The organism is Streptomyces albidochromogenes (assembly GCF_005981925.1).
In the GTDB taxonomy this organism is placed as follows: Bacteria; Actinomycetota; Actinomycetes; order Streptomycetales; family Streptomycetaceae; genus Streptomyces; species Streptomyces albidochromogenes.
Genome location: NZ_VBVX01000048.1, coordinates 1 through 22702 on the forward strand (window position 1 = coordinate 1; position 22702 = coordinate 22702).

A 22702-nucleotide genomic window follows, 5' to 3' on the forward strand; every position below is an offset into this window, starting at 1 on the left:
CGGTGATCAACCCGTCCACGGCGGAGAACTGCCCGGTCACGCCGATCGCCGCCCGTACCGCCTGCGGGTCGGCGGCCAGGTCCTGGCCCGCGACCTGGGCCTGCCCGCCGTCCGCACCGATGAGCGTCGACAGGATCTTCACGACGGTGGTCTTGCCCGCGCCGTTCGGGCCGAGCAGGGAGATGACCGTTCCCTCGGGGACGGCCAGATCGACGCCGTCCAGCACGACCTTGTCCCCGTACGACTTGCGCAGCCCGGTCGCCGCGATGGCCAGGTTGGTCATGAGGAGTACTCCTTCAGAGGCTGCGGGCGGTGACGTCGCCGTAGGCGGTCGTCGCGTGGATGTTCAGGCCGGCGGCGGCGCCGTCGGTGTTCATGAGCGCGTTGTGGATCCGGCCGTAGCCGGTGCCGGCGTCCAGCGAGGCGCAGACCCCACGGGCGGCGCCGACCGAGATCTCGCCGTACTCGGTGCGCAGCGTGACCGTGCCGCGCGTGGCCTCGGCGATCCGGAGGTCGCCCTTCTGCGTGCTGATCTCCGCGGCACCGCCCAGGCGGCCGACCGAGACGTCACCGGCCAGCAGGGTGAGGCGGGCACTGGCGGCCTCGTCGATCTTGACCGAGCCCTGCGCGCCCTCGAAGGCGACGTCCCCGAGACGGCCGACGCCCCGGAACTCGGAGCCGGCCGACTTCGCCTCGACACGGGAACCGGCGGGCAGTTGGACGGTCACCTCGACGGACCCGGAGCTGCCGAGGACCCGGTTCGCCGCCGGTGCGGCGCCGATGCGCAGGACGCCGTCGCCGTACTCGACCGTGGTCCGCTCCGCCGCCTTCACGTCGCGGCTGCTCGAGGCGTCGGCGGGCCGGACCTCGACCGCGGTGTCGGCGCGGTCGGCGGCGATGAACTGCACCCGCCCGGCGGGGATGTCCAGAACGGCGGCGATCGGGGCGGGGGTGTCGAACTTCTGCATGGTTCTCTCCTGCGACTCGTTGTTTCTGATGAGTGAAACGCTACGTTGCTTTCCACATCACTTCAACAAGTCCGTTGCGTTGAATCAACATCACAGCAGGCCAGAGCCATCATTTCGTTGCGTCGGCTTGGAAGTTAACGCAATGACAGACAGCCCTACGTTGCAATGGAATGAGGCTGAACGCTATGCTGGAGACACCACGGACCACGAAGGAGACCACGATGCCGGGAGGCAGACTCACCCAGCAGGAACGCCAGCAAATCGCGCTGGGGCTGGCCGACGGCCTCCCCTACGCGGAGATCGCCCGACGCCTCGGCCGCCCCACCTCGACCATCACCCGCGAGGTCATGCGAAACGGCGGCCCCACCGCCTACCGCGCCGACCTCGCCCACCGCGCCACCGAACGCCGCACCCAGCGCCGCCGCCAGAGCGCACCCCGTGACCCGGCGACACCCCCACCGGCACACGGACGCGACCCCGAAGCCGTACGCGAGTACGCCGAGACGTTCACCACCGTCCTCATGGGCTCGGGCATGCCCACGATGATGTCCCGGGTCATGGCCTGCCTCACGCTCACCGACACAGGCAGCCTCACCGCGTCCGAACTCGTCCAGCAGCTCCAGGTCAGCCCGGCATCCATCTCCAAGGCGATCACGTTCCTGGAAAGCCAGGGCTTCGTCCGCCGGGAACGCGACGAACGCCGCCGCGAGCGCTACATCGTCGACGACGACATCTGGTACCAGTCGATGATCGCCAGCGCCCGCTCCACCGCCCAGATCGTCGACATCGCACGCCAGGGCGTCGGCGTCCTCGGCCCCGACACCCCCGCCGCCACCCGCCTCGAGAACGTCGCACGCTTCCTCGACTTCGTCTCCGAAAGCATCACCCGCGCCGCGGAACAAGCCCGCCAGATCCTCCACACCGAACCCGAAGCACCCCCCGGCGACACCGCCAAGCCGAACCCGGACCGCGTATAGGCCGACACCAGCACCACTCCGGGCGAACGACGACCGCGCACCGATGAGTTTCCGGCGCCGCGCCGGTCAACACGGCGGACACCCACGGACGGAAGGCTGGGCCATGCGGAAACTGATCTACGGCATGAACCTGACCCTGGACGGCTACATCGCCGCGCCCGGCGACGACATCGGCTGGAGCGGACCGCCGAGCCCCGAACTGTTCCAGTGGTGGCTCGACCACGAGCAGGCGAGCGGCCTGTCCCTGTACGGGCGCAAGCTGTGGGAGACGATGAGCTCCTACTGGCCGACCGGCGACCAGCAGCCCAACGCCACCCCTGCGGAGATCGAGTTCGCCCGGAACTGGCGGGACACGCCCAAGGTGGTGTTCTCCTCGACGATCGACAAAGTCGACTTCAACACCCGCCTCGTCACCGGCGACGCGATCGACGAGATCACCCGGCTCAAGGCCGAGGACGGCGACCCCATGAACATCGGCGGCGCAACGCTCGCCGGGGCCGCCATGCGCGCCGGGCTGATCGACGAATACGCCATCGCCACCCATCCGGTCCTGATCGGCGGCGGCACGCCGTTCTTCACCGCCCTGGACAGCTGGACGAACCTGAACCTGCTGGAAACGCGGACCTTTCCCGGCGGCGTGGTCATGACCAGGTACGAGACCAGGCACTGAGCAGCCACCGCTGACTCACGGCCAGGTCAGATCTGCGCCATGTCCACGAAACGCGAGTAGTGCCCCTGGAACGCCACCGTGATCGTCGCCGTCGGACCATTACGGTGCTTGGCCACCATCAGATCCGCCTCGCCCGCACGCGGCGACTCCTTCTCGTACGCGTCCTCACGGTGCAGCAGGATGACCATGTCGGCGTCCTGCTCGATGGAACCCGACTCACGCAGGTCGGACACCATCGGCTTCTTGTCCGTACGCTGCTCCGGACCACGGTTCAGCTGGGAGAGCGCGATCACCGGCAGTTCGAGCTCCTTCGCCAGCAGCTTGAGGTTTCGGGACATGTCCGAGACCTCCTGCTGGCGGCTCTCCGCCCGCTTCGAACCACCGGACTGCATCAGCTGCAGATAGTCGATGATCACCAGCTTCAGATCATTGCGCTGCTTCAGCCGGCGGCACTTCGCCCGGATCTCCATCATCGACAAGTTCGGAGAATCGTCGATGTACAACGGCGCCTGCGACACATCCGGCATCCGGCGCGCCAGCCGCGTCCAGTCCTCGTCCGTCAACGTGCCCGAACGCATGTGGTGCAACGCCACCCGCGCCTCCGCCGACAGCAGACGCATCGCGATCTCGTTGCGCCCCATTTCCAGCGAGAAGATCACGCTCGGCAGGTTGTTCTTGATCGAGCACGCCCGCGCGAAGTCCAGCGCCAGCGTCGACTTGCCCATCGCGGGACGCGCCGCGATGACGATCATCTGCCCGGGGTGCAGACCATTGGTCAGCGAGTCGAAGTCCGTGAAACCGGTCGGCACACCGGTCATCTCACCCGTGCGGGAGCCGATCGCCTCGATCTCGTCGAGCGCGCCCTCCATGATGTCGCCGAGCGGCAGATAATCCTCACTGGTGCGCTGCTCCGTGACGGCGTAGATCTCCGCCTGGGCGGCGTTGACGATGTCGTCCACATCACCGTCGGCCGCGTATCCCATCTGCGTGATCTTCGTGCCCGCCTCGACGAGCCTGCGCAGCACCGCCCGCTCGTGGACGATCTCCGCGTAGTACTCGGCGTTGGCTGCGGTCGGCACCGTCTGCACCAAGGTGTGCAGGTACGAGGCACCGCCGACCTTCGTGATCTCGCCGCGCTTGGTCAGCTCGGCGCCCACGGTGATGGGGTCGGCCGGCTCGCCCTTGGCGTAGAGGTCGAGGATCGCCGTGTAGACCGTCTCGTGGGCCGGGCGGTAGAAGTCGTGGCCCTTGAGGATCTCCACCACGTCGGCGATGGCGTCCTTCGACAGCAGCATGCCGCCGAGGACGGACTGCTCGGCGTCGAGGTCCTGCGGAGGAACCCGCTCGAAGGCCGGGGAGCCGCCCTCCCAGCCGCCGCCCTCACCCCCGCGGTCGTGCTGCTCGTCGCGGCCCCGGCCCTCGCCACGGCGTCGGCGGGAGGGCAGACGGTCACCAGGACCGCTGTCGGCCCAGGGGTCGTCCAATGGCTCGGAAATGCTCACCGGGCCACCTCCTCCCGTCCGCAGCGCGGACCTCGCTGTGCCACTCTTTCTTACGGCACGGCTCTGACAAATGAGACGCCCGACTCCGGTTCCGGCGCATCAAGTTCGACGAGCTTCCGGGGCCGGAACGGAAGGCGGGCGCCGCACCACGGTAGGCCCGCGGGCACCGTCAGCCAATCTGGTTATCCACAGGTGGTGTGGACGACGGACCAGTTGCTGTGGAGAAGTCCCCGGAACCTGTGCACGGACCGGGGGACAGCACTGTGGACAAACTCACGGCACCTCCGCGCCCACCCGCTTGACCTGCACTTTCTCCATCCACCGGCTGTGGGGAAGAAAAACTTCTCCCCCCGCTGCAAGATCAGCACAAACGACGCGCGGACACGCCCCGACAGCGCTCAGAAGTAAGGATCACAGGGGCATTGCATCTGTTACCTGTGGAAGATTAGATTGACCTCATGACTCAGGCCCCCACGGCAGCGAAGACCAGCCGGCGCAGGCACGACCGCGAGATCATCTCGCTGGCCCTGCCGGCCTTCGGCGCCCTGGTCGCCGAGCCCCTTTTCGTCATGGTCGACAGCGCCGTCATCGGCCACCTCGGCACCCCGCAGCTCGCGGGTCTCGGTATCGCCGCGGCGCTCCTGATGACCGCCGTGAGCGTCTTCGTCTTTCTCGCCTACGCCACCACCGCCGCGGTTGCCCGCCGCGTCGGGGCGGGCGACCTCCAGGCCGCCATCCGCCAGGGTATGGACGGCATCTGGCTGGCTCTCCTCCTGGGCGCCGGCGTGATAGCCGTCGTCCTGCCCGCCGCCCCGTGGCTCGTCGGCCTCTTCGGCGCCTCCGACACCGCCGCTCCGCACGCCATCACGTATCTGCGGATCTCCAGTCTCGGCATCCCCGCGATGCTCGTCGTGCTCGCGGCCACGGGTGTGCTGCGCGGCCTCCAGGACACCAGGACTCCGCTGTACGTCGCGGTCGGCGGGTTCGCCGCGAACGCGGCGCTCAACGTGGGTCTCGTGTACGGCGCCGGGCTCGGCATCGCGGGTTCCGCGTGGGGCACCGTGATCGCCCAGTGCGGGATGGCCGCCGCCTATCTCGTGGTGGTGGTGCGCGGCGCCAGGAAGCACGGCGCGTCCCTGCGTCCCGACGTCGCCGGGATACGGGCCTGTGCCCAGGCCGGTGCGCCGTTGCTGGTCCGCACGCTGTCGCTGCGGGCGGTGCTGATGATCGCCACGGCGGTGGCCGCCCACCTCGGGGACGCGGATGTCGCGGCCCATCAGATCCTGCTGTCCTTGTGGAGCTTGCTGGCTTTCGCGCTCGACGCGATCGCCATCGCGGGTCAGGCGATCATCGGCCGGTACCTGGGGGCGGGCGACGCCGAGGGGGCGCAGGAGGCGTGCCGGCGGATGGTGTGGTGGGGGGTTGTCTCCGGTGTGGTGCTGGGTGTGCTGGTCGCGGTGTCGCGGCCGTTGTTCATTCCGCTGTTCACGGGTGACGACGTGGTCCGGGACGCGCTGCTGCCGGCTCTGCTGGTGGTGGCTGTCTCGCAGCCGATCGCGGGGATCGTGTTCGTGCTGGACGGGGTGTTGATGGGTGCGGGGGACGGGCCGTATCTGGCGTGGGCCATGCTGGCGACGCTCGCGGTCTTCACGCCGGTGGCGTTGTTGGTGCCGGTGCTCGGTGGTGGGCTGACGGCCTTGTGGTGGGCGATGACGTTGATGATGGCGGTGCGGATGCTGACGTTGTGGCTGCGTGCGCGTTCGGGGCGTTGGATCGTCACGGGTGCGACGCGCTGAGTGGTGCGGGCGGCGGGCGTGGGCGGTGGGTGTTTCACGTGAAACGACGAAGGGCCGCACCCGGTGGGGTGCGGCCCTTCTGACTGCTTCGCGTGGTGCAGCGCTTAGGCGGCGACGACCTCGACGCCCAGGTTCGCGGCGACCTCGGCGTGCAGACGCACGGAGACCTGGTGCGAGCCGAGGGTCTTGATCGGGGCGCCCAGCTCGACGCGGCGCTTGTCGACCTCGGGGCCACCGGCAGCCTTGATCGCCGAAGCGACGTCGGCCGGGGTGACGGAGCCGAAGAGACGGCCGGCGTCGCCGGAGCGAACGGCGAGACGCACGTTCACGCCTTCGAGCTTGGCCTTGATCTCGTTGGCCTGCTCGATGGTCGCGATCTCGTGGATCTTGCGGGCGCGGCGGATCTGCGCCACGTCCTTCTCGCCACCCTTGGTCCAGCGGATCGCGAAACCACGCGGGACCAGGTAGTTGCGAGCGTAGCCGTCCTTGACGTCAACGACGTCGCCGGCAGTGCCGAGGCCAGAGACCTCGTGGGTGAGGATGATCTTCATTTTTCGGTCACCCTTCCCTTATCGCGCGGTGGACGTGTAGGGCAGCAGCGCCATCTCACGGCTGTTCTTGACTGCCGTGGCGACGTCACGCTGGTGCTGCGTGCAGTTGCCGGTCACGCGGCGGGCACGGATCTTGCCGCGGTCGGAAATGAACTTCCGCAGCATGTTCGTGTCCTTGTAGTCCACGTACGTGACCTTGTCCTTGCAGAATGCGCAGACCTTCTTCTTAGGCTTGCGCACAGGCGGCTTCGCCATGGTGTTTCTCCTGTGTGATCAAGAAGTGGTGTACGGGCCCGCCCTAGAAGGGGGGCTCGTCCGAGTAGCCGCCGCCGGCGGACCCGCCGGAGCTTCCGCCCCAGCCGCCGCCGCCCTGCTGCTGACCGCCGCCGGCCGGTGCACTGCTGGCCCAGGGGTCGTCGGCGGGAGCGCCGCCGCCCTGCTGGCCGCCGCCGCTGGGGGCTCCGCCCCAGTTGCCGCCGCCCTGGCCGCCCTGCTGGCCGCCGCCGTACCCGCCCTGGCCGCCTCGGCCGCTGGTCTTGGTGACCTTGGCCGTGGCCGTCTTGAGGCTGGGGCCGACTTCTTCGACGTCCAGTTCGTAGACCGTGCGCTTTACGCCCTCGCGGTCTTCGTAGGACCGCTGCTTGAGCCGGCCCTGGACGATGACGCGCATGCCTCGCGTAAGCGACTCCGCGACGTTCTCCGCCGCCTGACGCCAGACCGAGCAGGTGAGGAACAGGCCTTCGCCGTCCTTCCACTCATTGGTCTGCTTGTCGAAGATGCGGGGAGTGGACGCGACACGGAACTTCGCGACCGCCGCACCGGACGGGGTGAAGCGCAGCTCGGGGTCGTCGACGAGATTGCCGACGACCGTGATGACGGTCTCGCCTGCCATGGGTGAACCTCTCGGCGGGGATTGCTGCTGGCTGCTTGTTGCTACTCGGACCCGATTACCGCTGAGCTAGTGGGCTCAGTGGGTTTCGGGGCGGAGGACCTTGGTCCGGAGGACCGACTCGTTCAGGTTCATCTGTCGGTCGAGCTCCTTGACGACCGCAGGCTCGGCCTGCAGGTCGATGACCGAGTAGATGCCCTCGGGCTTCTTCTTGATCTCGTAGGACAGACGACGACGGCCCCAGGTGTCGACCTTCTCGACCTTTCCGTTGCCCTCGCGGACGACGGAGAGGAAGTTCTCGATCAACGGGGAGACAGCGCGCTCCTCGAGATCGGGGTCGAGGATGACCATCACTTCGTAGTGACGCATGTGGAACCCACCTCCTTTGGACTCAGCGGCCACGGTCGTTCCGTGGCAGGAGGGTCGTGATGCGTACGCAACGGTATCGGCCGCCACTGACAAGCGGCCTTCCCGGAAGGGAGGGAGCCTGTTTTGTGGCATGGGCAGACACCGGTGCAGACCGTTCAGAGTACCTGCTCACCGCCTTCCGGTTGAAATCCGGCCGGGAGGGGCCACAATCTGTACACATCGGGTGTGTGCGGCATCACGCTCGCCGCCTTACCGCCCGCCTTCCAGCAGGAGGTGCCCCATGGCGCAGGCAATGCGACGACACTCCTCGAACTCTCTCTTCGAGACCGACGGCAAGCCTCATCCGCTGCAGGACACGCTTCTGGCGGTGACGCTCGTGCTGGGCGCGATCGCCTTCGTCTCGGCGATGTTCCACAGCCTGCACCTGCTCAGTTCGTGGACGGGTCTGGTGGGCATCCTGACGGGTGCGTACGGCCAGTTCATCTCGGCCACGACGCGTGAGCGGTTTCCGATGATCGTCGGCCTGGGCGCCTCCGCGGTCGGCTTCTTCCTCGGGATGGCGCACGGTGGGCTGTTCGGAGGGGTGCTGGGATAGGCCCGGCTGGGTCAGCGGCCAGTCGGGGCGCTCCTTGGGCGCAGTAGGCTTCGGCGCGAGAGCCGGAGCCCCTGATCCCATGGGGACAGACCTGCCGAGGAGCGCCCCGTCATGAGCCTGACCCTGAGGACCATCAGCCGAGAGCAGCATCTGGCGTACATCCAGAGCCTGCCGTCGGCGAGCCACTGCCAGGTCCCGGCGTGGGCCGATGTGAAGACGGAGTGGCGGTCGGAGAGCCTGGGCTGGTTCGACAAGGGCGGTGAGCTGGTCGGTGCCGGTCTGGTGCTGTACCGGCAGCTGCCGAAGATCAAGCGGTATCTGGCGTATCTGCCCGAGGGTCCGGTGATCAACTGGTACGCGCCGAATCTGGACGACTGGCTGCAGCCGATGCTGGCGCATCTCAAGCAGCAGGGTGCGTTCTCCGTGAAGATGGGTCCACCGGTGGTGATCCGTCGCTGGGACGCGCCCGCGATCAAGGCGGGTATCCAGGATCCGGATGTGAAGCGCCTGCGGGACATCGAGGCGACGCATATCGAGCCGCGTGCTTTCGAAGTGGCGGACCGGCTGCGGAAGATGGGGTGGCAGCAGGGCGAGGACGGCGGTGCCGGCTTCGGTGACGTGCAGCCGCGGTACGTCTACCAGGTGCCGCTGGCGAACCGGTCGCTCGACGATGTCCTCAAGGGCTTCAACCAGCTGTGGCGTCGCAACATCAAGAAGGCCGAGAAGGCCGGTGTCGAGGTCGTCCAGGGTGGTTACGAGGACCTGGCCGAGTGGCAGCGGCTGTACGAGATCACAGCGGTGCGCGACAAGTTCCGGCCGCGTCCGCTGTCGTACTTCCAGCGCATGTGGTCCGTCTTGAACGCCGAGGACCCGAACCGGATGCGGTTGTACTTCGCGCGTCACAACGGCGTGAATCTGTCGGCTGCGACGATGCTCGTCGTCGGTGGGCATGTCTGGTATTCGTACGGCGCCTCGGACAACATCGGCCGTGAGGTCCGGCCCTCGAACGCGATGCAGTGGCGGATGCTGCGTGACGCGTACGCGATGGGCGCGACCGTGTACGACCTGCGGGGCATCTCCGACTCCCTGGACGAGACCGATCACCTGTTCGGTCTGATCCAGTTCAAGGTGGGTACGGGTGGGGAGGCTGTGGAGTATGTCGGTGAGTGGGACTTCCCGCTCAACAAGATGCTGCACAAGGCTCTCGACATGTACATGTCGCGCCGCTGATCCCGCGCGACCGTACCCGCACGCGTTCTCCCTCATACCTCCGATACACCGCAGCCACGAGAAAGGTTCCGGACCGGCCATGGCGCTCACCCTCTACGTCGACACCGCGCGCTGGCGGGCGCACCAGAAGTCCGTGCTCGACCAGTTCCCCGGAATCGTGCCGGTCTGCAAGGGCAACGGCTACGGCTTCGGCCACGAGCGGCTCGCGGACGAGGCGACCCGCTTCGGCTCCGACATCCTGGCCGTCGGCACCACGTACGAAGCCGCCCGCATCAAGGACTGGTTCAGCGGCGACCTGCTCGTCCTGACGCCGTTCCGGCGCGGTGAGGAACCGGTTCCGCTGCCCGACCGCGTGGTGCGCTCGGTCTCGTCGGTCGACGGGGTGCACGCGCTGGTCGGCGCCCGTGTCGTCATCGAGTGCATGAGCTCGATGAAGCGTCACGGCGTGAAGGAGGAGGAGCTCGGGCAGCTCCACGCGGCCATCGAGGACGTACGCCTGGAGGGCTTCGCCCTGCACCTCCCGCTGGACCGCACCGACGGCTCGGACGCCGTCGAGGAGGTCATCGGCTGGATGGACCGGCTGCGGGCGGCCCGTCTGCCGCTGCACACGATGTTCGTCAGCCACCTGAAGGCCGAGGAACTGGCGCGCCTGCAGCAGCAGTTCCCGCAGACCCGCTTCCGCGCGCGGATCGGCACCCGGCTGTGGCTGGGCGATCACGAGGCGACGGAGTACCGCGGCTCGGTGCTGGACGTGACCCCGGTGTCGAAGGGCGACCGGTTCGGTTACCGCCAGCAGAAGGCGGCGTCGGACGGCTGGCTCGTGGTGGTGGCCGGCGGCACGTCGCACGGCGTCGGCCTGGAGGCGCCCAAGGCGCTGCACGGCGTGATGCCGCGTGCGAAGGGTGTGGCACGGGCCGGCCTCGCGACGGTCAACCGCAACCTGGCGCCGTTCGTGTGGGCGGGCAAGCAGCGCTGGTTCGCGGAGCCCCCGCACATGCAGGTGTCGATCCTGTTCGTCCCCTCGGACGCGCAGGAGCCGAAGGTGGGCGAGGAACTGGTCGCCCATCTGCGCCACACGACGACCCAGTTCGACCGCATCGTCGACCGCTGACCGTCCCGCCGGGCCGGGCGGGTTCGCCCGGCCCTCGTGCGCGGCGACCCCCCGGACCGCCGTGGCGATCACCCGCCCGGCGCGGTGGGGCCCCATTCCACCCGTGACCCCTCGAAGTGGTGCGCGGCGTGGCGCGGCGGGTGCGCGGCCCTGCCCAGCACGAAGGTGTCCTCCGCCCCGTCGAGGACACCGCCCGAGGGGTCGTCCGAGCCGTCGCGCCGTACGGCGTCCCGCTCCGGCATGAGGATGTCGCGTACGACGACGGCGCACAGGTACAGCGTCGCCAGCAGGTGCAGCGCGATGGCGAGCTGGTAGCCCTCGGGGGGCAGGCCGCGCTGCTTGTCGCCGCTGGTGGTGTACGCGAGGTACATCCAGATCCCGAGGTAGTACATGACCTCGCATGCCTGCCAGATCAGGAAGTCGCGCCAGCGCGGCCGGGCCAGGGCGGCGAGGGGGATGAGCCACAGGACGTACTGCGGCGAGTACACCTTGTTGGTGAGGATGAACGCGGCGACGACCAGGAAGGCCAGTTGCGCGAAGCGCGGCCGGCGGGGCGCCGTCAGGGTCAGTACGGCGATTCCCGCGCACAGCACGACCATGAGCAGCGTGGCGTACGTGTTGACGGCCTCGACGTCGAGCGGCTTCCCGGTGCGCTGCGTGATGATCAGCCAGAACGAGCCGAAGTCGACGGACCGTTCCTGGCTGAAGGTGTAGAACTTCTTCCAGCCCTCGGGGGCGAGGGCCATGACGGGCACGTTCACCAGCAGCCAGGCCCCGGCGGCGCCCAGCAGCGCAGCGCCGTACTGGCGGTACTTGCCCGCTCTCCAGCACAGCACGAGGAGCGGTCCCAGCAGGAGCACGGGATAGAGCTTCGCGGCGGTGGCGAGGCCGATGAGGATGCCGAAGGGCAGCGACCGGCCCCGCGACCACATGAGCATCGCCGCGGCCGTCAGGGCGACGGCCAGCAGGTCCCAGTTGATGGTGGCGGTCAGGGCGAGGGCCGGCGCCAGCGCGACGAGCAGGGCGTCCCAGGGGCGCCGCCGGTGCGTACGGGCGACGCAGACGGCGATGACGGCGGCACAGATCATCAGCATGCCCGCGTTGACCATCCAGTACGCCTGCTCGCGCTCCTGGATTGAGCCGTCGAACGGCAGCGTCAGCCAGGCGGCGACCTGCATGAAGAGCCCGGTCAGGACGGGGTACTCGAGGAACTCCATGTCGCCGCTCAGGCGGTCGAAGTACGGCAGGAGGCCGTCCGCGAAGCCCCGCCCCAGGTAGAGGTGCGGGATGTCGGAGTAGCAGGCGTGGGTGTACTGCGAACTGGTGCCGCGGAACCAGGCCCACTCGTAGCAGGGGATCTTCTGCACCATGCCGAGCGCGAACATGCCGAGGGCGACCAGGGCGACGACGTGGACCGGTGAGAGCCGTCCGGCGCCCGGCGCGGCCCACCGGCCGACGGGGCCGCCGATCAGCTCGCTGCCCGCCGCCGCGACCTCGTCCTCATGCGTGGGCCGTACTACGGGCCGGTCCTCGTGCACGCTCGTCATGGGGGTCATCCTGCCGTACGGAGCTGTGCGCGCGGGGCCGCGGATGCGGCGAGGGCCGCCGCACCGGAGTGCGACGGCCCTCGCCGGGTCGGGGTGGTGCGTGGCGTCAGCCGCCGCCTCCGAAGAGGCCGCCGTTGCTGTTGCCGTTGCCGGGCTTGCCGTCGGTCTCGCCTTCGGTGGTGGTGCCGTCGGTGGTCCCGCCGTCGGTGGCCGTGCCGCCGTCGGTGGCGCCGCCCGTGTCGGTGCCGCCCGTATCGGTGCCACCGGTGTCGGTGCCGCCGACGTCCGTGCCCGCGTTGCCGTTGCCGCCGTTCTGGCCGTCGTCGTCGCACGCCCAGTCGAACGGGTCGCAGGACTCGGTCTGGCTCGGCGTCACGGACGGCGAGGGCGTCTTCGACGGGGTCTGCGAGGGCGTGGCGGACGGTGTCGAGGACGGCGTCCGGCTGGGCGTCGCGCTGGGCGTCGGGGACGGGGCGCCGGTTCCGTCGGCCTTCTCGCCGATCGGGATGGCCGTCGGGAAGTCCTCGATCTTCTCGTCCTTGAGCGCGTCGATCATGTAGTTCGTCCACACCTCGGCGGGGATGTCACCACCGTGGATGGACGGGACACCGCCGGTGCCGTTCATGGAGAGCAGCTTGCGGGACTCGGGGTCCGTACGGAACAGGGTCACGGCGGTCGACAGCTGCGGGGTGTAGCCGACGAACCAGGCCGACTTGTTCTTGTCGGTCGTACCGGTCTTGCCGGCGGCCGGACGGCCGAGCTTCTGCGCCTTCTTGCCGGTGCCCTCGGGGCTCTCGATGACGTTCTTGAGGACGTCGGTGACGTTGTCGGCGACCTCGGGGTCCATGGCGCGCGTAGCCCTCGGCTGCTCGAACCCGGCCACCTTCTTGCCATCGTCCAGCACCTTCTTCACGGAGTACGGCTCGCGGTGCTTGCCGGAAGCGGCGAAGGTCGCGTACGAGTCCGCCATGCGGATGGCGCTCGGGGTGGACGTACCGAGGTAGAAGGACGCGTTGTTCTGGTCCATCGACTGCTCGAGGATCCCGGTGTCCTTCGCCATCTCGGCGACGTGCTCGTGACCGACGTCCATACCGAGCTGCACGAACGGGGTGTTGATGGACTTCTCCATCGCCTCCCTGAGGGTGACGTAACCGTAGGCCTTGTCACTCTCGTTCTTCTGCCGGAACGGCTGACCGTTCTTGCCGGGAATCGGGTCACCGTTCTGGTTCCTGATCACTATCAGGTCGTTCGCGTTGTACTTGCTCAGCGGCGAAAGTCCTGTGGGCGCGGTCTTGTAGGTGCCGTGCTGCATCGCCGCCGCGAGGACGTAGGGCTTCCAGGTCGAGCCGACGGGGACGCCGGACGTGTCGGCGTTGTTGGTGAAGTGCTTCTTGTCCCAGCCGTCGCCGCCGTACAGCGCGACGATCGCGCCGGTGTCCACGTCCACCGATGCGGAGCCGAACTGGACGAACTTGTCCGTCTCCGGGCGCTGCTTGGCGTCGAGGAACGCCTTCTTCGTCTTGTTGACCGCCTTCTCCATCGCCTTGACCTTCTCCTCGTCGAAGGTCGTGTAGATGCGATAGCCGCCGAGCGCGAGCTGCTCCGGCGTGATGTCGGCCTGCTTCATCACGTACTTCTTGGCCGTCTCGACCAGGTAGCCCTTCTGGCCACCGAGGCCCGTGGCCTGCTCGGATTCCGTGAGCGAGGGGAACCCGAGCTTCTTCCACTTGTCCGCCTCGGCCTGCGTCATCCGGCCGACCTCGACCTGGCGGTCGAGAATCCATGACCAGCGGATTTCGGCGCGCTCCCTGTTCTCGTCGCGGGAGGCGTTGTCGCCGAGGCCGCCGTCAGGGTTGTAGAGGTTCGGACCCTTGAGAAGTGCCGCGAGGAAGGCGCTCTGGGACGCGCTGAGGTCCTTGCTGTCCACGGCGAAGTACGCCTGGGACGCGGCCTGGATACCGTACGCGTCACGACCGAAGTACGCGGTGTTCAGATATCCCTCCATGACCTCGTCCTTGTCGACGGTCGCGCCGACCTTGAGCGAGATGATGAGCTCGGTGAACTTCCGCTTGATCGTCTGGTCCTGGTCCAGGTACAGGTTCTTCACGTACTGCTGCGTGATGGTCGAGCCGCCCTGCGTCTCCTGCCCCATGGCCATGTTGACGACGGCCCGGCCGATGCCCATGGGGTCGACACCCCAGTCGTCCTCGAAGGAGGCGTTCTCGGCAGCGATCACCGCGTCCTGCATGGACTGGGGAATGTCCTTGATGGAGACGGCCTGGCGGTTGCGTTCGCCACCGGTCGCGGCGAGCTGCGTGCCGTTGCTCCAGTAGAAGACGTTGTTCTGCGCCTTGGCCATCTTCTGGGGGTCGGGCTCGTCCACCCACGCGAAAGCAACGCCCATGCCCGCGACCAGGAGCGCGAAGAAGCCCAGGCAGGTGCCGCCGACCAGCTTCCAGGACGGTACGAACCGTCGCCATCCGTCACGGTCCGAACGCGGATAGTTGAGGAACCGGTCGTCGGACTGCGCGGCTGCGGCGCGACCCCGGCCCGCTCCCCGCCCGGCCTGCTCGGCGCCTCGTCGGCGCGAGCCGCCCGACGCTCCCCGCTGGGCGGCGCGGCGGGCTTCCGCTCTGCCGCCGGCAGGGCGTTCCTCTCCGTGCGAACCGGAGAGCATCTCAGTGGTGCTGTGGGTGTCCCGCGGCGGGGCAGCGCGGCGGCCTGCCGGCTGCTGGGCGGCTCGCCGGGCCGCGGCACGTCCTCCGTCCTGCGGCTGCGACGGTTTGCGACGGTGCTCGCTCATCGAACGACTACTCCTCGGGCAGGCGAGATCGCCTGGAAGCGGCAGGTGAGTTCCGGTCCCCCCGAAGTACGGACCAGCCCGGGGCCGGGCTCGTCCGTACGGCCTCATGTGCATCCAGGACGAGGACGCTTCCTGGCGTCACTTGGTTCCCGGTGGACTGCATGCCGCACAGACTACGCACCGTCAAAACCCACCCAGTGCCGATGTTCACCCCAAATCAGGCAAGTTGCGTGCACCGAATCGGTGATGTGACGCCGTTCACGATGGCCCCCCTTGTCCCATCGGCACTCCCGTTCTATCGTCTGGATGTATCGAGTCGATACATCAGCTCGGCATAAGGGCCCACAGCGACCGAGGAGGCGAAGGATGAGCAGACGCTCAGGCATCCTCGAATTCGCCGTGCTCGGCCTGCTGCGCGAGTCCCCGATGCACGGCTACGAGCTGCGCAAGCGGCTCAACACCTCGCTGGGGGTCTTCCGCGCCTTCAGTTACGGGACGCTCTACCCCTGCCTCAAGACGCTCGTCGCAAACGGCTGGTTGATCGAAGAGCCCGGCAGCGCTCCCGAGGACGCGCTCGCCGCTTCGCTCGCGGGCCGCCGGGCGAAGATCGTCTACCGGCTGACGGCCGAAGGTAAGGAGCACTTCGAGGAGCTGCTCTCCCACACCGGCCCCGACACGTGGGAGGACGAGCACTTCGCCGCTCGTTTCGCCTTCTTCGGACAGACGGAGCGCGAGGTGCGGATGCGGGTGCTCGAGGGCCGCAGGAGCCGGCTGGAGGAGCGTCTGGAGAAGATGCGCGCCTCCCTGGCCCGTACCCGCGAGCGCCTGGACGACTACACGCTTGAGCTGCAGCGGCACGGCATGGAGTCCGTGGAGCGCGAAGTGCGCTGGCTGAACGAGCTCATCGAGAGCGAGCGGGCGGGGCGGGATCAGCGACGATCCGGCCCCGGTGGTCCGGCTCGTGACGACATCACATCTGGAAAGACGGACGGCCTGCCCCGGCACCGGGACGACACCGGTCCGGATCCGTCCGACGACACCGTCAAGTGAGGCCCTGCACTTCCGCAGGCCTCGTCGAGAACACAGGGAGCAACCGCCAATGGGTTCGGTTCGCGTAGCCATCGTCGGCGTGGGCAACTGCGCCGCCTCACTGGTGCAGGGCGTCGAGTACTACAAGGACGCCGACCCGGCGGGCAAGGTGCCGGGTCTGATGCACGTGCAGTTCGGCGACTACCACGTGAGTGACATCGAGTTCGTCGCCGCGTTCGACGTCGACGCGAAGAAGGTCGGCCTCGACCTCGCGGACGCCATCGGCGCCAGCGAGAACAACACCATCAAGATCTGCGACGTGCCGAACACCGGCGTGAGCGTCCAGCGCGGCCACACCCACGACGGTCTGGGCAAGTACTACCGCCAGACCATCGAGGAGTCCGCCGAGACGCCGGTCGACGTCGTCCAGGTCCTGAAGGACACGCAGGCCGACGTCCTCGTCTGCTACCTGCCCGTCGGCTCCGAGGCCGCTGCGAAGTTCTACGCGCAGTGCGCCATCGACGCGAAGGTCGCCTTCGTCAACGCCCTCCCGGTCTTCATCGCCGGCACCAAGGAGTGGGCCGACAAGTTCACCGAGGCCGGTGTCCCGATCGTCGGCGACGACATCAAGTCGCAGGTCGGCGCGACCATCACGCACCGCGTCATGGCGAAGCTGTTCGAGGACCGGGGCGTCGTCCTGGACCGCACGATGCAGCTGAACGTCGGCGGCAACATGGACTTCAAGAACATGCTCGAGCGTGAGCGCCTGGAGTCCAAGAAGATCTCGAAGACGCAGGCCGTCACCTCGCAGATCCCCGACCGCGACCTCGGTGCGGACAACGTCCACATCGGCCCGTCGGACTACGTGGCGTGGCTCGACGACCGCAAGTGGGCGTACGTGCGCCTCGAGGGCCGTGCCTTCGGTGACGTCCCGCTGAACCTGGAGTACAAGCTCGAGGTCTGGGACTCCCCGAACTCGGCGGGTGTCATCATCGACGCCGTGCGCGCCGCGAAGATCGCCAAGGACCGCGGCATCGGCGGCCCGATCCTCTCCGCGTCCTCGTACTTCATGAAGTCCCCGCCGGTGCAGTACTTCGACGACGAGGCGCACCGCGCCGTCGAGGCGTTCATCAAGGGCGAGGTCGAGCGCTAGAGCTCAGCCTGCTGGGCCTGAAGCTTCATCGCGGGCCGATCGTCGAGGGTCCCCGGGCAATCCGCCCGGGGACCCTCGACGTGTGTGACCCTTGCTCGCATGCCTGCCGTACGTGATCTGCGCGTACTTCTGCGCCTGACCGACTTCCGCCGCCTGCTGACGGTCCGGCTGCTCTCGCAGTGCGCGGACGGTGTGTACCAGGTCGCTCTCGCCGCGTACGTCGTCTTCTCCCCCGAGAAACAGACCTCGCCCGCCGCGATCGCGTCGGCGATGGCCGTACTGCTGCTTCCCTATTCGGTGGTCGGCCCCTTCGCCGGTGTGCTGCTCGACCGGTGGCAGCGCCGCCAGGTGTTCCTGTACGGGAACCTGCTGCGGGCGGTGCTCGCCTGCGGGACGGCGCTGCTGATCCTCGCCTCGGTGCCCGACTGGCTCTTCTACGCCTCGGCGCTGTCCGTCACCGCTGTGAACCGGTTCGTGCTGTCCGGGCTCTCGGCGGCGCTGCCGCGCGTCGTCGACGCGGAGCGGCTCGTCATGGCCAACTCGCTGTCTCCGACGGCGGGTACGCTCGCCGCCACCGCGGGCGGTGGCCTCGCCTTCGCCGTACGGCTGGTGGCGTCCGACTCCGACGCCGTGGTGGTGCTGCTGGGGGCACTCCTGTATCTGTGCGCCGCCCTGTCGTCGCTGCGTATGGGCCGCGAGCTGCTCGGCCCCGATCCCGAACAGGTGCAGCCGCGCCTGGGCGCCGCGCTCGCCTCCACCGCGCGGGGCCTGGCCGACGGCGTGCGGCATCTGTCGCAGCGCCGGTTCGCGGCGCGCGCGCTGGCGGCGATGACGCTGATGCGCTTTTGCTACGGCGCGCTGACGGTCATGGTGCTGATGCTGGCCCGGTACGCCTGGTCCGACGAGCGGGGCGCCGGGTCCGAGGGGCTCGCGCTGCTCGGGATCGCCGCCGCGTTCTCGGGGGCCGGGTTCTTCGCGGCTGCGGTACTGACGCCGTGGGCCGTGGGGCGACTGGGACCGTACGGGTGGATGATCGCGTGCGCGGGGTCGGCCGCCGTGCTCACACCCGCACTCGGGCTGCCCTTCGCGCCGGCGCCGATGATGATCGCCGCCTTTGTTCTCGGCCTGACCACCCAGGCCGCCAAGATCACCACGGACACGGTGGTGCAGTCGTCGGTCGACGACGCGTACCGGGGGCGGATCTTCTCGATCTACGACGTGCTGTTCAACGTCGCCTTCGTGGGTGCGGCGGGGGCGGCGGCGCTGATGCTTCCGGCCGACGGTCGCTCGGCTCCGCTGGTGGTCACGATTGCCGTCCTCTACGCGGCGGTCACCGCGATACTGCTCAGCTGGAACCGGAGCGCCGAGAACACCTCGTGACGGGCGTCGCCGCACGGCACATGCGTGAGGGGCGGTGTTTCACGTGAAACACCGCCCCTCACCGCGTTCGCCTCCGCCATGTTTCACGTGAAACACGGCCTCCGTCTCAGCTCTGCGCGGCCCACCAGTCCTTGAGTGCCGCGACCGCCGCTGCGTGTTCCATCGGCCCGTTCTCCAGGCGCAGTTCCAGCAGGAACTTGTACGCCTTGCCGATCTCGGGGCCGGGGCCGACGCCCAGGATCTCCATGATCTGGTTCCCGTCCAGGTCGGGCCGGATGGAGTCCAGCTCCTCCTGCTCCTTGAGCTGCGCGATGCGCTCCTCAAGTCCGTCGTACGCCCGCGACAGCGCGCCGGCCTTGCGCTTGTTGCGCGTGGTGCAGTCCGAGCGGGTCAGCTTGTGCAGGCGCTCCAACTGCGGGCCCGCGTCCCGCACGTACCGCCGCACCGCGGAGTCGGTCCACTCGCCCGTCCCGTAGCCGTGGAAGCGCAGGTGCAGCTCCACCAGCAGCGAGACGTCCTTGATCATGTCGTTCGAGTACTTGAGGGCGGTCATGCGCTTCTTGGTCATCTTCGCGCCGACCACCTCGTGGTGGTGGAAAGAGACCCGGCCGTCCTGCTCGAAGCGCCGCGTCCTCGGCTTTCCGATGTCGTGCAGCAGCGCCGCGAGCCGCAGCACCAGGTCCGGTCCGCTCTCTTCCAGGTCGATGGCCTGCTCAAGAACCGTCAGCGAGTGCTCGTAGACGTCCTTGTGCCTGTGATGCTCATCACTCTCCAGGCGCAGCGCGGGCAGCTCGGGAAGGACGTGACCCGCGATGCCGCTGTCGACAAGGAGCCGCAGGCCCTTGCGGGGGTGGGTGGAGAGAATCAGCTTGTTGAACTCGTCACGCACCCGCTCGGCCGAGACGATCTCGATGCGCTTCGCCATGGCGGTCATCGCCTCGACGACGTCGGGCGCCACCTCGAAGTCGAGCTGAGCGGCGAAGCGCGCTGCGCGCATCATCCGCAGCGGGTCGTCGGAGAACGACTCCTCGGGGGTGCCGGGCGTCCGCAGGACGCGCGCCGCGAGGTCCTCCAGACCGCCGTGCGGGTCGACGAACTCCTTCTCCGGGAGGGCGACGGCCATCGCGTTCACGGTGAAGTCGCGGCGTACGAGGTCTTCCTCGATCGAGTCCCCGTAGGACACCTCGGGCTTCCGGGAGGTCCTGTCGTACGCCTCGGAGCGGTACGTGGTGACCTCGATCTGGTAGCCCGCCTTCTGGCACCCCACGGTGCCGAACGCGATCCCGACCTCCCACACGGAGTCCGCCCAGGGCCGGACGATCTTCAGTACGTCGTCGGGCCGGGCGTCGGTCGTGAAGTCCAGGTCGTTGCCGAGACGGCCGAGCAGCGCGTCCCTGACCGATCCGCCGACGAGCGCGAGACGGAAGCCCGCCTCCTGGAAACGGCGCGCGAGATCGTCGGCGACAGGGGAGACCCGCAGCAGTTCGCTGACCGCGCGGCGCTGCACCTGGCTCAGGGCACTGGGATTGTCTTCGTTGGCGTTCGGCACAACAGAAAAGGGTACGTGCACCGGCCGCCCGAAGCTTCCGCGTTTATTGCCGCCCGACAAGACTCTTCCGATCATGTGGAGCAGTGGGCAGCACTTCGCCACAGCGCACCTCGTTACCATGCGTGGACGCAAGAACCGACAACCAACACCGGCATCAGACGAAGACGACGAAGACTAGGGACGGGCGTGGGCGTGGCCGAGGCGGCAGACTTTCAGGGGATGGTTCCCTCACCTGCCCGCCGGTGGCTGCGGCGCACGGCGGGGCTGCTCGCGACCGCACCCCTGGCGGCGGGCCTGGTCTGCCTTCCGGCGGCCGCGCCCGCGCAGGCCGCCGATGACGCCACCGGCTCCCACACGGTCGATGTGTCCCTCGACTCACTGACGCCCGGCGCCCCGGTGGAGGGCGACAAGGTCACCGTCTCCGGCACGGTCACCAACCGTGGCAAGGAAGCCGTCACCGACGCGCACGTCGGGCTCAGCGTGGGCCCGCGGCTGTCCACCAGGACGGCGATCGACGCCGCCGCGGAGCGCGGCGAGGTCGCGGACGGCGGGCCGGCCGAGCTCGGCGGCAAGTTCACGAAGAAGTTCGCCCGGCTCCCGGCGGGCATCAGCGAGGACTTCACCATCACGGTGCCCGTCGACAAGCTGAAGCTCGACGACCAGGGCGTGTACCAGCTGGGTGTGTCCCTGTCGGGGCAGACGCCGAGCCGCCCGTACGAGCAGACCCTCGGCGTCCAGAAGACCTTCCTGCCCTGGCAGCCCGACGCCACGGAGAAGAAGACCCAGCTGACCTATCTCTGGCCGCTGATCTCCTCGACGCACCTCACCGCGGAGACGGGCTCCGACGAGCAGCAGACCCCGGTCTTCGAGAACGACGATCTCGGCGCGGAGCTCGCCCCGGGCGGCCGGCTGAACCAGCTGGTGTCGCTCGGCAACGACCTGCCGGTGACGTGGGTCGTCGACCCGGACCTGCTGGCCACCGTGAACGCGATGACGCAGAGCTACCAGGTCAAGTCCGAGGACGGCGAATCGACTGTCGCGGGCCGGTACCAGGACGTCGCCAAGCAGTGGCTGAGCGATCTCGGGAAGGCGGTGGAGGGCCGGAAGGTCGTCGCGCTGCCGTTCGCCGACCCCGACCTGGCGTCGCTGGCCCACCGCGGCAAGGACGTCCCCGGTTCGCTCAGTCACCTGAAGCGGGCGACCGACGTCGCCGCCGTCGCAGTGCAGTCGATCCTCCAGACGGAGCCCTCCACCGACTTCTCCTGGCCGGTGGACGGCGCCGTCGACCCGTCGGTCGTCGACGTCGCCACCTCGGCCGGCGCGAACAACGTGATCGCCCGCAGCGACAGCCTCCGCGAGACGGGCGGCCTGCCGTACACCCCCACCGCGGCCCGGCCGATCGGTGACGGCACCACCGCGGTGGTCGCCGACGCCCGGCTCTCCACCGCCTTCGAGGGCGACATGGCGAAGGCCGGGGACTCCACCCTCGCGGTGCAGAAGTTCCTCGCCCAGACGCTCGCGGTGACCCTCCAGGACGAGGAGAAGCAGCGCAGCGTGGTGGTCGCCCCGCAGCGCCTGCCGTCGGCCAGCCAGGCCCAGTCGATGGCGAGCGCCCTGCACAGCCTCGACGCGCAGCGCTGGTCGCAGCCGCTGGACCTGGTGGCCGCGGCGAAGGCCAAGCCCGACGCCCGGGCCACGGCCGTCGTGCCGGACGCCGCCTCGTACCCCCGGTCGCTCGCCGGGCGGGAACTGCCGGCCGAGGCGTTCCAGGACATCAAGGCCACGCAGGACCAGCTGGACAACTTCAAGGTGATCCTCACCTCCCCCGACCGGGTGATCACCCCCTTCGGCAACGCCATCAACCGCGCCATGTCGACGTCCTGGCGCGGCAGCCCGCGCAAGGCCGCGGAGTACCGCGACGGGGTGCAGAGCTATCTGGTGAACCTCAAGGACGAGGTGCAGCTGATCCAGAAGTCCGACGCCACCCTCTCCGGGCGCAGCGCGACCGTGCCGGTGACGGTCCAGAACCAGCTGGTGCAGGGCATCGAGCACCTGGAACTGCGGCTGACGTCGACCAAGCCGACCCGTCTCAAGCTGAACGGGGACCAGCGCGTCGCCCATGGCCGGGTGAAGGTCGCCGGAGGTCACAGCCAGTCGGTGAAGTTCACCGCCACCGCCAACGCCAACGGCCCGGTCCCGGTGATCGCGCAGCTCTACACCGAGGACGGCACGCCGTACGGCCGCCCGATGGAGTTCACGGTCGACGTGAACGAATTCACGCCGACCGTGATGCTCGTCCTCGCCGGCGGTGTGCTGCTGCTCGTGCTGGCCGGGGTCAGGATGTACACGCAGCGCAAGCGCGCGGCGGCCCGCGAGGCCGCCGCCGGGAGCGACGGCGGGACCGGCGGCGAGGGTGACGACTCCGAGCAGCCGAGTGACCCGACACCGGACACCGGTCCCGAAAGCGGCAACCCGTCGGGCACGGGTGAGAAAGTGGACCGTTGAGCTACGCCGTGGCCGGTCGGCCGGGGACGATGAGGTGGGGTTGCCATGCAGCGCATTCCCGGGGGAGAGTCCCCGGAT

20 protein-coding genes are annotated in these 22702 nt (G+C 68.7%); 10 read left to right on the forward strand and 10 right to left on the reverse strand.

The window, feature by feature from the left end; translation table 11 throughout:
* Together E2E34_RS09400 and E2E34_RS09405 are read right to left on the reverse strand one after the other, a co-directional pair.
* Positions 1 to 283: ATP-binding cassette domain-containing protein (locus E2E34_RS09400; protein ID WP_138901440.1), on the reverse strand; the 283-nt coding region annotated here is incomplete at its 3' end.
* A gap of 13 nt (positions 284 to 296) precedes the next feature.
* Positions 297 to 968, reverse strand: coding sequence for a DUF4097 family beta strand repeat-containing protein (locus E2E34_RS09405; protein WP_138901441.1), 672 nt, complete (start codon positions 966 to 968; stop codon positions 297 to 299).
* A 221-nt stretch (positions 969 to 1189) separates the two neighbouring features.
* On the opposite strand from E2E34_RS09405, the gene E2E34_RS09410 reads away from it, so the two are divergent.
* Both E2E34_RS09410 and E2E34_RS09415 read left to right on the forward strand, forming a co-directional pair.
* Positions 1190 to 1945, forward strand: a complete 756-nt coding sequence (locus tag E2E34_RS09410) for a GbsR/MarR family transcriptional regulator (RefSeq protein WP_138901459.1) — start codon at positions 1190 to 1192, stop codon at positions 1943 to 1945.
* 103 nt (positions 1946 to 2048) lie between these two features.
* The gene (locus E2E34_RS09415) at positions 2049 to 2615 is read left to right on the forward strand and encodes a dihydrofolate reductase family protein (RefSeq protein ID WP_138901442.1); all 567 of its coding nucleotides are present in this window, start codon (positions 2049 to 2051) and stop codon (positions 2613 to 2615) included.
* Between the two features lie 26 nt (positions 2616 to 2641).
* Here the strand turns inward: E2E34_RS09415 and dnaB are convergent, their stop codons facing one another.
* Positions 2642 to 4099 (reverse strand): replicative DNA helicase, encoded by a 1458-nt coding sequence (gene dnaB / locus E2E34_RS09420; protein WP_167518257.1) that lies wholly within the window; start codon positions 4097 to 4099, stop codon positions 2642 to 2644.
* Between the two features lie 476 nt (positions 4100 to 4575).
* Between dnaB and E2E34_RS09430 the strand changes: the two genes are divergently transcribed.
* Positions 4576 to 5913, forward strand: a complete 1338-nt coding sequence (locus E2E34_RS09430; RefSeq protein ID WP_138901444.1) for an MATE family efflux transporter — start codon at positions 4576 to 4578, stop codon at positions 5911 to 5913.
* A gap of 104 nt (positions 5914 to 6017) precedes the next feature.
* Here the strand turns inward: E2E34_RS09430 and rplI are convergent, their stop codons facing one another.
* The 4 genes from rplI to rpsF all read right to left on the reverse strand — a co-directional run bounded on the left by rplI (position 6018) and on the right by rpsF (position 7722).
* Positions 6018 to 6464 carry a 50S ribosomal protein L9 gene (gene rplI / locus E2E34_RS09435; protein WP_138895788.1) on the reverse strand — a complete coding sequence of 149 codons (447 nt, stop codon included), beginning with the start codon at positions 6462 to 6464 and terminating at the stop codon, positions 6018 to 6020.
* 18 nt (positions 6465 to 6482) lie between these two features.
* Positions 6483 to 6719 (reverse strand): 30S ribosomal protein S18, encoded by a 237-nt coding sequence (rpsR, locus tag E2E34_RS09440; RefSeq protein ID WP_003949403.1) that lies wholly within the window; start codon positions 6717 to 6719, stop codon positions 6483 to 6485.
* A gap of 43 nt (positions 6720 to 6762) precedes the next feature.
* Positions 6763 to 7356 carry a single-stranded DNA-binding protein gene (locus tag E2E34_RS09445; protein WP_138901445.1) on the reverse strand — a complete coding sequence of 198 codons (594 nt, stop codon included), beginning with the start codon at positions 7354 to 7356 and terminating at the stop codon, positions 6763 to 6765.
* A 75-nt stretch (positions 7357 to 7431) separates the two neighbouring features.
* Positions 7432 to 7722, reverse strand: coding sequence for a 30S ribosomal protein S6 (rpsF, locus tag E2E34_RS09450; RefSeq protein WP_006604399.1), 291 nt, complete (start codon positions 7720 to 7722; stop codon positions 7432 to 7434).
* A 280-nt stretch (positions 7723 to 8002) separates the two neighbouring features.
* Here rpsF and E2E34_RS09455 point away from each other — a divergent pair, with 280 nt between their 5' ends.
* From E2E34_RS09455 to E2E34_RS09465, 3 genes are all read left to right on the forward strand, one after another.
* Positions 8003 to 8317, forward strand: a complete 315-nt coding sequence (locus tag E2E34_RS09455; protein WP_138901446.1) for a hypothetical protein — start codon at positions 8003 to 8005, stop codon at positions 8315 to 8317.
* A 111-nt stretch (positions 8318 to 8428) separates the two neighbouring features.
* A complete protein-coding gene (locus tag E2E34_RS09460; protein ID WP_138901447.1) occupies positions 8429 to 9547 on the forward strand; it encodes a lipid II:glycine glycyltransferase FemX in 1119 nt (372 codons plus the stop codon).
* Positions 9548 to 9626: 79 nt separating this feature from the next.
* Positions 9627 to 10658 (forward strand): alanine racemase, encoded by a 1032-nt coding sequence (locus E2E34_RS09465; RefSeq protein WP_138901448.1) that lies wholly within the window; start codon positions 9627 to 9629, stop codon positions 10656 to 10658.
* A gap of 68 nt (positions 10659 to 10726) precedes the next feature.
* On the opposite strand, the gene E2E34_RS09470 is transcribed toward E2E34_RS09465, so the two are convergent.
* Positions 10727 to 12205 carry a glycosyltransferase family 87 protein gene (locus E2E34_RS09470; RefSeq protein WP_425573315.1) on the reverse strand — a complete coding sequence of 493 codons (1479 nt, stop codon included), beginning with the start codon at positions 12203 to 12205 and terminating at the stop codon, positions 10727 to 10729.
* 106 nt (positions 12206 to 12311) lie between these two features.
* Positions 12312 to 15008, reverse strand: coding sequence for a transglycosylase domain-containing protein (locus tag E2E34_RS09475; protein ID WP_138901450.1), 2697 nt, complete (start codon positions 15006 to 15008; stop codon positions 12312 to 12314).
* A gap of 366 nt (positions 15009 to 15374) precedes the next feature.
* On the opposite strand from E2E34_RS09475, the gene E2E34_RS09480 reads away from it, so the two are divergent.
* The 3 genes from E2E34_RS09480 (at position 15375) to E2E34_RS09490 (ending at position 18570) form a co-directional block, all read left to right on the forward strand.
* Positions 15375 to 16058: a PadR family transcriptional regulator gene (locus tag E2E34_RS09480; protein WP_138901451.1), complete on the forward strand. Its 684-nt coding sequence runs from the start codon at positions 15375 to 15377 to the stop codon at positions 16056 to 16058.
* Positions 16059 to 16107: 49 nt separating this feature from the next.
* Complete coding sequence (locus tag E2E34_RS09485) at positions 16108 to 17190, forward strand: inositol-3-phosphate synthase (protein ID WP_138901452.1); 1083 nt, start codon at positions 16108 to 16110, stop codon at positions 17188 to 17190.
* Between the two features lie 99 nt (positions 17191 to 17289).
* The gene (locus tag E2E34_RS09490; RefSeq protein ID WP_138901453.1) at positions 17290 to 18570 is read left to right on the forward strand and encodes an MFS transporter; all 1281 of its coding nucleotides are present in this window, start codon (positions 17290 to 17292) and stop codon (positions 18568 to 18570) included.
* Between the two features lie 106 nt (positions 18571 to 18676).
* Here E2E34_RS09490 and E2E34_RS09495 read toward each other — a convergent pair whose 3' ends face one another.
* The gene (locus tag E2E34_RS09495; protein WP_138901454.1) at positions 18677 to 20119 is read right to left on the reverse strand and encodes a CCA tRNA nucleotidyltransferase; all 1443 of its coding nucleotides are present in this window, start codon (positions 20117 to 20119) and stop codon (positions 18677 to 18679) included.
* A gap of 192 nt (positions 20120 to 20311) precedes the next feature.
* On the opposite strand from E2E34_RS09495, the gene E2E34_RS09500 reads away from it, so the two are divergent.
* Positions 20312 to 22624, forward strand: coding sequence for a DUF6049 family protein (locus E2E34_RS09500; RefSeq protein ID WP_167518256.1), 2313 nt, complete (start codon positions 20312 to 20314; stop codon positions 22622 to 22624).
* Positions 22625 to 22702 lie beyond the last annotated feature (78 nt).